The 12,748-nt window shown below is 72.3% G+C and carries 14 protein-coding genes; 5 read left to right on the top strand and 9 right to left on the bottom strand.

All coding sequences use genetic code 11. From position 1 onward, the window contains the following. Nucleotides 1–9: 9 nt before the first annotated feature. The 4 genes from POL72_RS20675 to POL72_RS20690 all read right to left on the bottom strand — a co-directional run bounded on the left by POL72_RS20675 (nt 10) and on the right by POL72_RS20690 (nt 2,532). Nucleotides 10–1,122, bottom strand: a complete 1,113-nt coding sequence (locus tag POL72_RS20675; RefSeq protein ID WP_272097202.1) for a hypothetical protein — start codon at nt 1,120–1,122, stop codon at nt 10–12. A gap of 88 nt (nt 1,123–1,210) precedes the next feature. Continuing rightward, a complete protein-coding gene (locus POL72_RS20680; RefSeq protein WP_272097203.1) occupies nt 1,211–1,648 on the bottom strand; it encodes a hypothetical protein in 438 nt (145 codons plus the stop codon). A 12-nt stretch (nt 1,649–1,660) separates the two neighbouring features. Then, entirely contained in the window at nt 1,661–2,281 is a 621-nt protein-coding gene (locus tag POL72_RS20685; protein WP_272097204.1) for a hypothetical protein, read from the bottom strand. Then, the gene (locus tag POL72_RS20690; protein WP_272097205.1) at nt 2,278–2,532 is read right to left on the bottom strand and encodes a YdeI/OmpD-associated family protein; all 255 of its coding nucleotides are present in this window, start codon (nt 2,530–2,532) and stop codon (nt 2,278–2,280) included. The genes POL72_RS20685 and POL72_RS20690 overlap by 4 nt, the downstream gene beginning before the upstream one ends. A gap of 162 nt (nt 2,533–2,694) precedes the next feature. Between POL72_RS20690 and POL72_RS20695 the strand changes: the two genes are divergently transcribed. From POL72_RS20695 to POL72_RS20710, 4 genes are read left to right on the top strand one after another with little or no spacing between them, the layout of a single operon-like run. Continuing rightward, on the top strand, nt 2,695–3,603 hold the full coding sequence (locus POL72_RS20695) for a hypothetical protein (protein WP_272097206.1): 909 nt from the start codon (nt 2,695–2,697) through the stop codon (nt 3,601–3,603). Between the two features lie 2 nt (nt 3,604–3,605). Beyond that, the gene (locus POL72_RS20700; RefSeq protein ID WP_272097207.1) at nt 3,606–4,382 is read left to right on the top strand and encodes a hypothetical protein; all 777 of its coding nucleotides are present in this window, start codon (nt 3,606–3,608) and stop codon (nt 4,380–4,382) included. Continuing rightward, the gene (locus tag POL72_RS20705; protein ID WP_272097208.1) at nt 4,379–5,281 is read left to right on the top strand and encodes an MbnB/TglH/ChrH family RiPP precursor modification enzyme; all 903 of its coding nucleotides are present in this window, start codon (nt 4,379–4,381) and stop codon (nt 5,279–5,281) included. The genes POL72_RS20700 and POL72_RS20705 overlap by 4 nt, the downstream gene beginning before the upstream one ends. Continuing rightward, complete coding sequence (locus POL72_RS20710; protein ID WP_272097209.1) at nt 5,278–5,829, top strand: hypothetical protein; 552 nt, start codon at nt 5,278–5,280, stop codon at nt 5,827–5,829. The genes POL72_RS20705 and POL72_RS20710 overlap by 4 nt, the downstream gene beginning before the upstream one ends. Before the next feature lie 134 nt (nt 5,830–5,963). Here the strand turns inward: POL72_RS20710 and POL72_RS20715 are convergent, their stop codons facing one another. Together POL72_RS20715 and POL72_RS20720 are read right to left on the bottom strand one after the other, a co-directional pair. Next, nucleotides 5,964–6,659: a Uma2 family endonuclease gene (locus tag POL72_RS20715; protein WP_272097210.1), complete on the bottom strand. Its 696-nt coding sequence runs from the start codon at nt 6,657–6,659 to the stop codon at nt 5,964–5,966. Between the two features lie 544 nt (nt 6,660–7,203). Continuing rightward, nucleotides 7,204–7,707, bottom strand: coding sequence for a GNAT family N-acetyltransferase (locus tag POL72_RS20720; RefSeq protein ID WP_272097211.1), 504 nt, complete (start codon nt 7,705–7,707; stop codon nt 7,204–7,206). 313 nt (nt 7,708–8,020) lie between these two features. Between POL72_RS20720 and POL72_RS20725 the strand changes: the two genes are divergently transcribed. Beyond that, a complete protein-coding gene (locus POL72_RS20725; protein WP_272097212.1) occupies nt 8,021–9,874 on the top strand; it encodes a vanadium-dependent haloperoxidase in 1,854 nt (617 codons plus the stop codon). Nucleotides 9,875–9,920: 46 nt separating this feature from the next. Here the strand turns inward: POL72_RS20725 and POL72_RS20730 are convergent, their stop codons facing one another. The 3 genes from POL72_RS20730 to POL72_RS20740 form a co-directional block, all read right to left on the bottom strand. After that, nucleotides 9,921–10,688: a thaumatin family protein gene (locus POL72_RS20730; RefSeq protein ID WP_272097213.1), complete on the bottom strand. Its 768-nt coding sequence runs from the start codon at nt 10,686–10,688 to the stop codon at nt 9,921–9,923. A 127-nt stretch (nt 10,689–10,815) separates the two neighbouring features. Next, complete coding sequence (locus tag POL72_RS20735) at nt 10,816–11,721, bottom strand: hypothetical protein (protein WP_272097214.1); 906 nt, start codon at nt 11,719–11,721, stop codon at nt 10,816–10,818. Between the two features lie 250 nt (nt 11,722–11,971). Continuing rightward, entirely contained in the window at nt 11,972–12,643 is a 672-nt protein-coding gene (locus POL72_RS20740) for a lamin tail domain-containing protein (protein WP_272097215.1), read from the bottom strand. Nucleotides 12,644–12,748 lie beyond the last annotated feature (105 nt).

The raw sequence follows: 12,748 nt of genomic DNA on the forward strand, positions 1-12,748 counted from the left end.
AGCGGGGTGTCACTTCGGGAGCTTCATCACCGTGCCTGCGGCGCTGTTCGTCCAGTAGACACTGGTCGCGTCCACGGTGATGCCCAGCGGATGATCTTGCCCCGTCGCGAGCGTCTCGGGATCGCCGCCTCCGATGGGCACCCTCTTCACGGTGCCGTCATCGTTCGTCCAGTACACGCTCTCGGCGTCGATCGCGAGCTTCCGCGGGTTGCGCTGCCCCTCCGCGAGCGCGACGGGGGGGCCGCCCTCGAGCGGAGCCTTCATCACGGTGCCTCCGTCGTTGGTCCAGTAGACGGCGGCGGCGTCCACGGCGATGTCCTGCGGCTTGACCTGCCCGTCCGCGATCGCGCTCGGGGCGCCGCCCGCGACAGGCACCTTCATCACCGTGCCTCCTTCGTTCACCCAGTAGACGTGGGTCGCGTCGACCGCGACGCCGAGCGGGGAGTCCTGCCCCTCCGCGAGCGCGACCGCGGCGCCGCCCGCGACGGGCACCTTCATGACGGTGCCCTGGTCGGCGCTCGTCCAGTAGACGTTCGCGGCGTCGACCGCGATGGCCATGGGGTATGTCTGCCCGTCCGCGAGGATCGTGGAATCGCCCTCGTACGTCGCCATCATGATGATCTCGAGGCCGGAGTCGGTGAAATAGATCTGGCCGGAGGCGTCGAGCGCGATGCTCTGGGGGGCGAAGGGGGGGTCTCCCATGAAGAGGAACTCCGCATTGCCGCCGCGGACAGGCACCGTCATCACCTGTCGAGCGACGGGATCGACCCAGTACGCCGTGGTGTCGTCGACCGCGATGTCCGTCGGTTCGACGCCGCCCGACGCGAGGAGGAGGGGCTGGCAGCGCGACGCCACGCACGGCGCTCCCAGGCAATAATGGTCGCAAGCGCCGCAGTGCTCCGGATCGGAGGTCTTGTCCGCGCAGGCGCCGCCGCAGAAGGACAGGCCATCCTGGCAGCCGGGCGCGTCGTCGCCTCCGGCCCCCGCCGCGGCCACGGCGTCGCCTCCGCCCCCGCCGGAGGTCCCCGAGCTCGTGGCGTCGGAGCTCCCAGGAGCGAAGTCCCGAGCTTCGGGGCTGCACGCGGACAAAGCAAGCACACTCATCAGCAGGAAGCGGTTCATGGCGCGCAGTGTACACGGAACGCGGGAGCACGTCGGCAAGCCTGCCTCGGAGCGCTCGTGCTGTTCGCTGCTGTCGGGCGCTGTCGTATCAGCGCGCCAGCGCGACGAGCGACTCGGGCATTCCGAGATCGACGAGGGCCGGCCGCACGAGGGAGAAGAGCTCGAGCCAGACGCGATCGAACGCCGCCTCGAGCGGCGTCGCGGCCTTCCTCGATACCGACCGGCGACGTTCGATGAGCCCATCTCCGGCGCGGCACCGGATGTGCCGGACAGGAGCATCGTCGAGCGCCCACCGCTGGAAGGCCTCGGGGAGCTCGCGGAGCGCGCCACTGAGCCTCTCGAAGGCTTGCGGGGTCAGCAAGATGTCGTGGCGTGTCCCGGTTCGCTCCTCGGGGCCCGACGGCCCGATCCAGTGGCACCTCACCGCGCCATGGCCGCCCACGCGCAGCGTGGCCTCCCAGCCCGCGAGCGATGCCGAGAAGCCGGGGACGAACGCGAGGTCGATCTCCATGCGCGCCGGTTCCATGGCGGGCGCGCCTCAGCGCGCCGGAGGCATGCCCGTGTCGTCGAGCGCCGGCCAGGCTGGCCGGAGCGGCAGGACGAGCGCATCGAACGGAGCGGGCAGCGATACAGAGGTTGCCGCGTGCAAGCAGAACTCCCGGCCGGGCCCGAGCACCATCTGGCGCATCCACAGGCCGGCGCTCGCCTGCTCCAGGATCGGCGTGAGCCGGGTGAACAGCTCACCGTAGGACACGCCGTCGGGCTTGCCGAACCAGTGGGCGTAGCCGGGCGCGCGCAGCGCAACTCCGCCCCGCAGGCGATACAGGCCCCCGGCCCCGCCGCCGGCGACCGCGGCCGCCGCGTCGTGCGGCGCCGAGCGGCTGGCGGAGACCGCGGCCTCGTTCAAGGCGCCGAGCGCACCGAAATCCTGCACCAGGTACCAGTCCTCGTAGGCGTCTCCGCCGCCGGCCGCCCATGGCGCCCCGGAGAGCCCGACGCTGAACGACCGGAGAAAGCCCGGCGCGGGCGCCGCGGCGAGCGCCGCATGGAAGGCTCGCTGCCGGCGCTCGTACTCCTCCGCAGCGGTCTCGGGTCGTCTCCAGTGCCAGAACACATAGGCCAGCACGGACTCGCTGTTCCCTTCCGCGGGATAACTCACGTCTTCTCCGATGCCGGATGCTTCATGTTCATGTAAACACCGCCGGCTTCGAGCTCATCCAGCATCTGGCAGAGGCGCTTCTCCCTGGTCTCCTGCCGCTTCGCCTTGTCGATCCATCCGATATAATCGTTCTGCTGGTACGCGGGGCGGGCCTTGTAGGCATCCATCAAGCCACGCTCGTTCAGCGCGTTCTCGACGAAATCGGGGATCGGGTGCCTTGGCCGTCTCAGGCCTGACGCGTCGGCGCTCATGACTTCCTCGTTATACCGATGCACGGCGTGGAGGTGAAGCCGAGGGGCGTGCCCCTCGCCGCTCGGGGCTCGCCCCGGGCGAGCACGGGCGGGGCGCGCCCGTGGGGGTCGATGAAACTTTCACCGCCGTGGGGCGTCTCAGCTCCCCGGAGGTTCCGCCCGATGCCCAGACGTCGTGGTCTCTTCCTTGCGTTCTCCCTTCTTTGCCCGGCGCTGCTCTCCGCCGGGTGTTCCCAGCCGATCGACGCTCCGGACGCGACCGCGTACGTGCTGCTCGATCCCGCGGCGCGCGCTCGCTGGACCGTGGCCAGCGACGGCTGGCAGGGCGCGCCGATCCTGCCGGTCGCCCTCGACGTGGAAGAGACGGCCGTGCTGCGCGGCCCGGAGGGCGCGGCGCGGATCGCGCTGCGCGGGGGCATGCTCGCGCACGTCCGCGGCGCCGAGGGCGAGATCCGATGGCTCGCGCTGGGGGAGGAGGCGCGGGACGACCGCCTGACGCTGCACGCGAGCAAGGCGGCCGCGGCGGCGCTCGCGGCGCTCGTCGGCGGCGAGATCTCCCGGCGTCGCGACGGCATGTGGACGCTCACGGCGCCGGACCTGCTGGAGCGTGGCTCTTTCCTCGATCCGCCCGAGGGCGTGATCGAGGCCCTGCCCGATGTGCGGCGCGATCCCGGCGATCCCGCCGCGTTCGCGCCTTCGGCGGCGCAGGACGCCCTGGACGCGCTCGCCGCGGTGCCGGCGGCCCCCAGAGGCGGCGCGCTGGAGCCTGGCGGCGCGGAGGCGGAGCTGGTCGGCCTCTACGCCGCGGGGCTGCGGACGCTCCTCCTGGACGCGTCCGGGGGCTTCACGCTCGAGGACCGCTGCTCCGGGGAGGTGGTCGCGACAGGCCAGTACTCGGCCGCGGGCGATCGCGTGATGCTGCGATCCGCGGGGGCAGCGCCGATCGTGCTGGGCCGGGATCGGGATAGGCTGGTGCAGGCAGGCGGGTCGGCCTTCGCGCCGCTCGCGCCCGAGCCCTCGGGGCGCGGCGAGACGGAGAGCGAGCTGCTCGGGAACGGCGGTGAGGAGTGACCATGAAGCGCAGGCATTTGCTGGGAGCGACTGCAGCAGGGCTCGCGGCCACCGCGTGGCCCGCGTTCATCCGCGACGCGTTCGGCGACGGCGCCGCGTGCGACGAGAAGGGGACGCCAGCGGCGGCCTCGGGGTCGCTGGTCCAGGTCTCGGCCGCGTTCCGGCGCGCCCGGCAGGCGAACAGGGCGCTGCTCGTCTTCGTCATCCCTGCCGACGACAGCGCCAAGTGGGAGCGCGGCCACGCGTTCGGCGAGCTGCTCAACTTCGGCGCGGACGGGGATCTCGCCCCGCTCGCGGGCGTCGAGGTCGTCTGCGCGACCATGGCGGATCTGAAGAAGCTCGTGCCCGGCGCAGGCAGCGGGGAGCCGCTCCTGGTGGTGGTCGGGACCGACAAGGTGCCCGTCGCCGCGACGCAGCTCGACGTCGCGCTCCCGAGCTACGACGGAATGCGCCGCATGGCGGCCGGGGGCCGGGAGGAGCAGCTGAAGCACGACGAGCGCATCGCTGCGCAGCGGATCGGCGCGCTCGGGGCGCTGCTCCGGAAGGGCCTTGGCGCCGACGCGCGCGACGTGGAGGCCCGCGCCGCGAGCGTGCGCGCGCGGCTCGTGAAGGCGCCGCCCGCGGGCGCGCACTGGGCGATCGCGAGCGGCTGCGGGATCGACGTCGAGGGGGCCAAGGACAGCGGGCTCATGGCCTGCGGCATGGGGCACGTGCCCTCCAAGTCGCGGCGCTTCCTGTACTTCTTCTCGGTCGACGGGCGCGGGGCCTCCACGCGTTGATCCCGGTCGGCCTCACGCTCCAGCCCGACGCGGCGTTCCTCGACCTGCTGGCCGAGGTGATCCTGCGCGACGCCGACTACTACGAGGTGGCGCCCGAGACGCTCTGGCGCGTGCCGGACGCCGCCGAGGCCGATCTCCAGGAGAACGGCTTCCACCGCCGCTTCGCCGAGCTGGCGCGCCGGTCGGACCGGCCGTTCGTCGCCCACGGCGTCGGCTGGTCGCTCGGCGGCGCCTCGGCCGCCGACGCGGGCCGGCGCGCCCGCTGGCTCGCGGCCCTCCGGCGCGACCACGCGATCTTCCGCTTCCGCTGGTACACGGATCACCTGGGGATCAGCGCGCCCGCCGGCCTTTCGGCCGGGCTGCCGCTCCCGATGCCCATGAGCGCGCACGGCGCCGCGGTCGCCCGCCGCGCGCTCCGGGCGATGCAGGCCGTCGTCGAGGACGTCGGCGTCGAGAACAGCGTCAGCTACTTCGTGCTCGGCGATCCGCTGGACGAGCCGCGCTTCCTCGAGCGCATCCTGAGGGCGCCGCGGACGCACCTGCTGCTCGACCTGCACAACGTCCACACCATGGCGGAGAACTTCGGCTTCGATCCGGCCGAGTACGTGGCGCGGCTCGATCTCGCCCGGGTGATCGAGATCCACCTCTCCGGCGGCGGTCCGAGCGATCCGGGCTGGCTGCCTTCGGGCCGGGTGTTGCGGCTCGACGGCCACGACGACGCGGTGCCGGAGCCGGTGTGGCGCCTCCTGGACGAGGTCGCGCCGCGCTGCCCGAACCTGCGCGGGGTGACCCTGGAGCGCATGGAGGGCACGGTGCACGGCGCGGGCGACGTGGCTGCCGTGCGGGAGGAGCTTCGCCGCGCGCGGCGCGCGCTCGGCAGGCGCGGGAGGCGCAGGTGACGCGCGCGGCCGGCGGCGGGGCGGCGGGGCGCGCGGCGCGTGGGAGGGCAGGGGAGGCCCGCGGCGGGGCAGCGGAGGCCCGCGGCGGGGCAGGGGAGGCCCGCGGCGGGGCAGGGGAGGCCCGCGGCAGGGCAGCGGAGGGCCCGGCGGCGCGGCCGGCGCGGCTGACCGGGGCGCAGGCGCACGCGCGTTACGAAGCGCTCGTGGCGCGCGCGATGACCGCCGAGGATCCCGTGGCCGCGCTGCGCGCCGCGGCCGAGGATCCGGCGCTGCCGCCCGCGCTCCGGCGGGCGCTGCTCGGCGCGGACGAGGACGGCGTGAGGATGTCGGCGCTGCTCGTGGCGCGGCTGCGCTTCGAGCGGCTCCTGCGCGGCTCGCCCGAGGCCGAGGCGTGGTTCGACCGTGATCCTGCGGACTTCAGCGCCGCGTTCCGGCGCTACCACGCCGAGGTGCCGCCCACCGCGTTCTTCCCGCCGGGCGAGGCTCGCCTGTTCCGCCGCTGGATGGAGGCGCCCTCCGCGCCTACGCGCGCCCGACGGCCCCGATGACCAGTGGGCGTCAGCAGCGCTTCCTCGCACCCCCGCCGGGCGTCAGCAGCGCTTCCCTCACCCCTGCCGGGTGTCAGCAGGGCCTCTTGTCCTCGTCGGAGATGGTGAGGTTGACCCGGTGCATGCCCACGGGGTCAGCCGCCTCGTCGGCGCAGCTCGGCCTCGAGCTCGGCGACTCGCCGCTCCGCCGTCGCGCGGGCGGCCTGCTCGGCCTCGGCGCGGCGTCGCTCCGCCTCCTCAGGGGTCGGGACGAGCTCCGCCCCGTCGGGGGTGCGGGCGAGCCGAAGCGCCGCCGGCTGGCCTGCGGCAGGGACGATGACCCAGTGCAGATTGAGCACGGTGCACGGGCTGCGTTCCCCTTCGACGACGCGCTCGATCAGATCGTCGTCGATGCGATCCCAGACCCGCAGCCGCTCTCCTGACGCGGCGTCAGGATCGAACGCGACGAGCTCCAGCACGCCGAGCTCGTGGTACTTGCGGAGCTTGTCGGCCCACGTCTGCGGATCCGAGTCGTGCTCGCTCACGATCTCGACGGCGAGCTCAGGGGCACCACGCTCCCACGTCTTCCAGGAGCCGAACGGCGTGTCAGGGGTGCCGAGCCGGACAAAGGCGTCCGGCGCCAGACACCGGCTCGGATCCGACGCGGACCAGTAGACGAACTGGTCGGATCCGATCGACGCGCGATCCGCGAAGGTCTTGAGCACCACATAGAGCAGGGTCCTGATCTCGAGGTGGCGCTTGGTCTCCGGCACGAGGGCCTCTTCCGGGAAGTGGAGCGGGGAAGGCGCGCGAACGTGGCGGAGCCGGCGCGCGAGCGCGGCGTGCTGCATGGGGACAGTATCCACACGCCTTGTGTGTACGTCGACCGCGACGCGGCTCGGTTTGCTCGCTTCGTCGAGATCGCCTCGAGATCGTTGCGGCGCGCGCCGGTGTAGCCTGGCAGCGTGCGCCCCCGCCGCCTCCGTCACGCCCTCGCCCTCGCCGCGCTGGCGGCCAGCGCCGGCATCGCCGGGTGCTCGTGGTGGCCGTCCGAGGGGCCCTCCGCGGCGCGCCAGGATGTCCGGAGGGCAGAGGGGCAGCCGTCCGCCGCGCCGCCCTCTCCCGCCGCGGGAGGGCCGCAGCCCGCCGCCGCGCCGCAGGGAACCCCGCCGCAAGCGCGGCCTTTCCTGCTCCTCACGGACCCTGCCGTGCTCGCCGAGCTCGAGGCCGCGGGCCTCGAGCTCGGCTCGGTGCTCACGGGCGCGCCGGGCGCTACGCGCCGCTGGCCCTCGAGAACACCCCCGACGTCGCCCGGCTCTCGCGCGACCCGGCGCGACGCGAGCGGCTGCGAGGCCAGCAGCGTGGCGCGCTGCCGGGCAGGTCCGGGAGGCCGCGCTAGCGCCCGGCGCCGGGGCGCGCCAGGAAGCCGGTCTTCTCGCCCGCGCGGAAGCCGCACGCCTCATAGAAGCGGTGCACCTCGGGCTCGCGGGACCCTGTCATGAGCATGACCTTGTAGCACCCGGCCTCCCAGGCCTCCGCCAGCGCATGGCGAACGACGCGCGCGCCGAAGCCTCTACGCCGGTGCTCGCGGTGGGTCACCACATTCTCCAGCAAGGCATACGGCCGGCCCCCGCGCGTGAGGTTCGGAATGACGATGAGGGAGCAGCAGGCGGCGAGGGCGGCGTCGCGCTCCAGGACGAAGAGGTGATGCCCGGGCTGCTCGATCATGCGCTTCCAGAGCGCGGAGAGCTCGGGCTCGGGAGGGAACGGCGCGTCCTCGGGGTGGAGAGCACGATAGAGCTCCAGGACCCCCGGAAGATCCCCCGCCTGCGCCCCCCGGACGATGCCGTCCGGCATTGCCGAGCCCGCCCGCCCATCGCCGCCCTGTCGCATCTCCATTCGATATCACCGGGCCCCGGACGACAGAAGTTCTGCAGGTGCGCTGCGAAACAAAGTCCTTGCTCGAGTCTGTCCGTTATAGTAGATGTTTGTCCTATAAAACGGATACGGCGGATTGAAGCCGCTGTCCGCTGCTTTCCTGGCCTCGTCGGCGCTCGAAGCGCGCGCGTCGCCGGAAGCTCGACCTCACCGTCCGCGCTTCCGGGGCGACGCGCCTCGATCTGAGCTCACAGGCCGATTCTCACGGGTGCCTGGTCGCGAACGCCGCGGCGGGCCGACGCGAAGGTCTGTCCAACGAACGGAGCTGAATGCCATGACCACCGATTCTCATGACAGCGATCCCAGGAGCGATGCTTCGACTCCCGAGGCCCCGAAGCCCGTGAACCCCGAGGGCGCTGCAAAGCGGCCGGGGGCCGAGAAGGTCTCAGGCCGACGCGCCTTCATGGGTGTGGCCGGCTCGCTCGCCGTGGGAGGCGTACTCGCCGCGAACCCCGGTGTTGCCAATGCAGCGCGGGGCAGGGGCGTCGACGATCTGCTCGATGGGTTCGATTCGTCGCGCCGCGATCCGCGCGTCTCACCGCTCGATCACGAGCTCCGCCTCCGCGCGCTGCGCGTGCGCGTGGAGGCCGCGGTCGACCAGTTCGAGGAGCCGATCGCGCCGCACCCGAACAACGGCGACGAGGAGCGCTATCCCAACAAGATCGGCACGAACACGCGCGGCCTGCCGCACGACGAGCGAGGCGAGGTGGATCCGGCGGCGTACCGCGTCGCGTCGAGGGCCTTCGCGTCGCGCGAATGGGACGATTTCGAGGCCATCCCGCTCGGCGGCGACCGCAAGCTTGTCAGTCCGATCGGCACGCTCGCGGTAAGCCTCATCGGCACGACCCCGGCCCAGATCGGCTTGCCCCCGGCCCCCGCGCTGGCGAGCGCCGAGAGGGCCGCCGAGGCGGTCGAGGTCTACTGGCAGGCGCTGCTGCGGGACGTGCCTTTCGAGAGCTACGCCGACAGCAGCGATGTGGCGGACGCGATCGACGAGATCAACCGGCTCTCCGGCTACACGGGCCCGCGCGCTCGCGGCCGCGTGACGCTGGGGACGCTGTTCCGCGGCAGCGTCACCTACGCCGATCCCCGGGATCGCTCGGGCAGGACGGCCAGGCACGTGATTCCTCCCGGCGTGCTCAACGGCCCTTACATCTCGCAGTTCCTCCTGCGGGACATCCCCTATGGACCCCAGGTGATCGGGGGCAAGATCCGCACGGCGCTGCCGGGCAACGACTTCCAGACCGAGTATGACGAGTGGCTCGCGGTGCAAAACGGGATCAGCCCCACCCGGTCGATCGCGTACGACCCGGTGCGCCGCTATGTCTCGACAGGGCGCGATCTGGCGGAGTATGTGCATGGCGGCTCGCCCCTCTACTGGGGCGCGGCGCTGCTCCTCGGCGCGGCGCGCAGCACGAACCCGGGCGTGCCGGGGGGCATCGCGGCCCCCCTGAGCCCGACCAACCCCTACCTCACGTCGCGGACGCAGGCCTCCGCCGCCGCGACCTTCTCGCTCGGCTACCTGCAGAGCCTACTCCCCTTCGGGACGTCGCGCGAGATCCGCGCCACCTACTGGCAGAAGTGGTTCGTGCACAACAACCTCCGCCCCGAGGCGTACGGCGGGCTGGTGCACCACCGCCTCGCGAACGAAGCGCGCGATTACCCGCTGCACCGCGATATCCTTGAGTCGCAGGTGGTCGAGCTGACGTACGACGCGTTCGGCAGCTACCTCTTGCCGCAGGCCTTCCCGGAGGGCGCCCCGCTCCACGGGTCGTACCCGGGCGGCGCCGCCGCCATCGCCGGGGTCAACGTGACGCTCATCAAGGCGTTCTTCGACGAGGACCACGTCATCGAGGATCCGTTCGTCCCCGATCCGGCCGATCCGACCCGGCTCGTTCCGTACAGCGGGCCGCCCCTGACCGTGGGCGGCGAGCTGAACAAGCTGGCGACCAACGCCGCCTTCGGGCGCAACTGGGCGGGCATCCACTGGCGCACGGACGCCGCGGCGTCGCTGGCCCTCGGCGAGGAGGTGGCGATCAGCCTGCTCCGGGACGAGCGCCGGACCTTCCGCGAGCCGTTCAAGGGCTTCACGTTCACCAGGTTCGACGGCACGCGGGTCACCGTGTGAATCGGCCCCTCGCCGGCGTTTGGCCCCGAGGAGGCCCAGCGGCAGTTCAGGGGCAAAACACGATGTCGTAGTCTTCCCCGGCGCAGGCGGCCATCGACTCCTGATCATCGCCCGACCACGAATACGCGTCCTTGCATTGCTCTTCGAAGTACATGGCCACGGGGCTCGTGGGATCGTCCCGGTCAGGGCTCACGCAGGAGATCGTCGCGCCGCTCGCGTCCTTGTAGCGACCCACCTCCGGGCACCCCGCGAGGAGGCTCGCCGGGCACGACAGCGTCCGGCAGTCCGGCAGGCCTACGGGCACGATCGCCAGGGGGAGGTTGTGCGCGTCCACGTGGCTGATGTTGTACCAATCGAAGTCGTTGAAATCGGTGTTGAGGGTCATCTCGGCCAGCGTGTGTCGGCCGCCGCCGGGGTCCGACCCGGCATACGCCCAGTAACGCAGGGACGACAGCGGCTCCTCGCTGGTGCCCACGTCGCGGCAAGCGAACTGCCCGGGCCCGAGCTCCCCGCCCTCGATGAGGCTCCCCTGGAACTGGAGCGGCTGGTCGCACTTGTTGACGAAGGCCAGGGTGGACTTCCCATCCCCGGGGGTGCGGCAGTCGATCTCGCCCGGATTGCTGGGCGGCTGGCCTGTCGACGCGCTGCTGGCTTCGCTCGATGAGGCTCCGCCGGTCGCGCTGGACGCGGAGCTGACCGAGGTGGCGCCGCCGCCCGTCGCGCCGGAGGATGTGTCCTGCTCGGGGGACCCGCAGCCGGCATCCAGCAGCGCAATGGCGAGCAGTGCGGCCGCGGTCTTCCCATGGTGCGACATGATGGTCCTCCTTGCGGACTCGGTGGCGGGAGGAGGATGAGGATACAGAAAGCCTCGTCCACCGAGAAGCCGTGTCCTCTCGGGCCGCGAGCAACGACCCGCGCGGACTCGCGACCTCGGGCGTCCTTCAGGGCGCCTGGCAGGACACGCGGTGGATCGGCTCCTCTTTCCCTTCACCGACCGTCACGTAGTCCCATCCGCCGGGCACCCACGCGATCGCCTCGGCCTGCTCCTCGTCGGGCGACGGCAGCACGCAGGGCGGTTCGGCCAGCGCCTGCGCCACGGTCTGATCCGGTGTCATGGGGTAGTAGAGCACGTGGGATGAGGTGCGCAGCAGCACGCCCGTGCCGTCCGGGTGGACGTCGCCGCTGGTGAAGCGCGCGCTCCCGGCGGGCGGCTCGATGGATCCCGTCCGGACGAGCGTCGCCGGCGCGCCCGCTGCGGGCAGCGCTGGCAGCTCGTAGATGCCCGAGGTGCCCTTGTTGACCTTCGTCACGATGGTGAGCGCTCCGGTGGCGGGGTGAATGAGCAGCGTCTCCGCGTCGTGGTCTCCGTCGGGGTACGAGAGCACGAACACCTCGGCGGTCGAGGCGAGCGGCGCTCCTCCGAGCGTGTCCGGCTCCGGCACGCCGTAGATTGTGTAGCTGTCGCGCTCGCCGTCGTTGTCGCCGATGTCCGCGAGGAACAGGCAGCTGCCTCCGCCCGAACGGCACGGGCCGCGCGCGATGTCCTCCCAGTCGATCGCCGCCGCGCCGGCCACGGTCACCTCGGCCCGCAGCGCGCCGTCGAGCCCGATCGCGAAGAAGCGAGGGTCATCGCCGTGGTCGTTGTGAACATAGAGCGTGTCCGGGTGCAGCGTGCTGGCGACGACACCGGAGCACTCGTCGATGTCGCCCGGCGGGAGCGCGCCGATTCGCGCGGCTCCGGTGCAACGAGGGCAGCCCGACTCCCGCACCGGCGGCGGATCCGAGGCCCCGCAAGCCGACAGGAGCAGCGAGAGCGCGAGCGCCGGCGCCGCAGAGCGCCGTGCCAAGGCTCCTGGCGCAGGTCCTCCATCCGGACGGGACGCCCGGAGGCGACGCGGCAGCAGCCGCGGGGCGCGGAGGATCTCGATCGCAGACGTCGGTGACATGCGCATCGCGGTCCGGTGCAGAGAGAGAGTTGAACGCAAAGGCGCCAAGAGCGCAAAGACGGCAAAATGCATGATATTCATTCTTTCTTTTGCGTCTTTGCGTCTTTGCGCCTTTGCGTTCACTCTCTCTCCGGATCCCCGGCGGGCGGAGCTAGGGCGCCGCGTTCTCCGCCCCGGGGGTCGGCGCCGTGACGGCGCCCTCGCCGGTCAGGTCGGGCAGCCTGCCCCACGTCTGCCCATCGGCTGCTGCCTCCATCGGATACTCGAACTGGGCGAGCACCTGGTCGCTCTGGGAGATGAGGTAGACGGTCTCGCCTCTGGAGGCGCTCACCTTCCAGGTCGCATAGAAGCAGCTGCTCGGGCCGCCGTCCGGCAGGCACGCGGTGTGGGGCCCAGGGCCGTCCTCGGGCAGCTGGTCGCCGAGGATCAGCAGGTACGCGCCCGGGGCGAGCTGCGTGCCTTCGGGGAACCTGAGCGCGTCGGCCGTGTTGCACTGCCCGCTGTCGTCGGAGTCGCACAGGCCGAGCCCGCCGAGGTCGGCCGAGCCTGGGCCCGGGTTGCCGAGCTCGATCCAGTCGCCGCCCTTGGCCGAGATCTCGTTCACGACGACGGTCGTCGTCGCGGTCCCGCCGCCCGTCCCCCCTTGGCCGCCGCCGCCCGCGCTGCTCGAGCTCTGGGACGCGCTGCTCGAGCTCTGGGACGTGGTGGTCGCGCCCGTGCCGCCCGCGCCCCCCGTGCCCGTGTCCCCGGGCTCGTCGCTCGAACCGCAGCCTCCCGCGCAGAGGGCAGCGATGCAGAGCGCGGCGTATCGAAATTGTGCCATCACGATGTTCTCCTCGGCCCCAGCACACGGCGATCCCGGCGGTGTGTCAACGGTGTGTCGACGGGCGGCGCGCGCGAGCTCCCGTTCGCAGCCGCCCCCGCCATG

This window comes from Sorangium aterium (assembly GCF_028368935.1).
GTDB classification, from domain to species: domain Bacteria; phylum Myxococcota_A; class Polyangia; order Polyangiales; family Polyangiaceae; genus Sorangium; species Sorangium atrum.

Excerpts from the sequence above, each read along its gene's own strand:
- POL72_RS20715 (WP_272097210.1), bottom strand. The coding sequence starts at position 6,659 with ATGCAGCACGCCGCGCTCGCGCGCCGGCTCCGCCACGTTCGCGCGCCT.
- POL72_RS20725 (WP_272097212.1), top strand. The coding sequence starts at position 8,021 with ATGACCACCGATTCTCATGACAGCGATCCCAGGAGCGATGCTTCGACT.
- POL72_RS20740 (WP_272097215.1), bottom strand. The coding sequence starts at position 12,643 with ATGGCACAATTTCGATACGCCGCGCTCTGCATCGCTGCCCTCTGCGCG.
- POL72_RS20695 (WP_272097206.1), top strand. The coding sequence starts at position 2,695 with ATGCCCAGACGTCGTGGTCTCTTCCTTGCGTTCTCCCTTCTTTGCCCG.
- POL72_RS20720 (WP_272097211.1), bottom strand. The coding sequence starts at position 7,707 with ATGGAGATGCGACAGGGCGGCGATGGGCGGGCGGGCTCGGCAATGCCG.
- POL72_RS20675 (WP_272097202.1), bottom strand. The coding sequence starts at position 1,122 with ATGAACCGCTTCCTGCTGATGAGTGTGCTTGCTTTGTCCGCGTGCAGC.
- POL72_RS20680 (WP_272097203.1), bottom strand. The coding sequence starts at position 1,648 with ATGGAACCGGCGCGCATGGAGATCGACCTCGCGTTCGTCCCCGGCTTC.
- POL72_RS20690 (WP_272097205.1), bottom strand. The coding sequence starts at position 2,532 with ATGAGCGCCGACGCGTCAGGCCTGAGACGGCCAAGGCACCCGATCCCC.
- POL72_RS20700 (WP_272097207.1), top strand. The coding sequence starts at position 3,606 with ATGAAGCGCAGGCATTTGCTGGGAGCGACTGCAGCAGGGCTCGCGGCC.
- POL72_RS20730 (WP_272097213.1), bottom strand. The coding sequence starts at position 10,688 with ATGTCGCACCATGGGAAGACCGCGGCCGCACTGCTCGCCATTGCGCTG.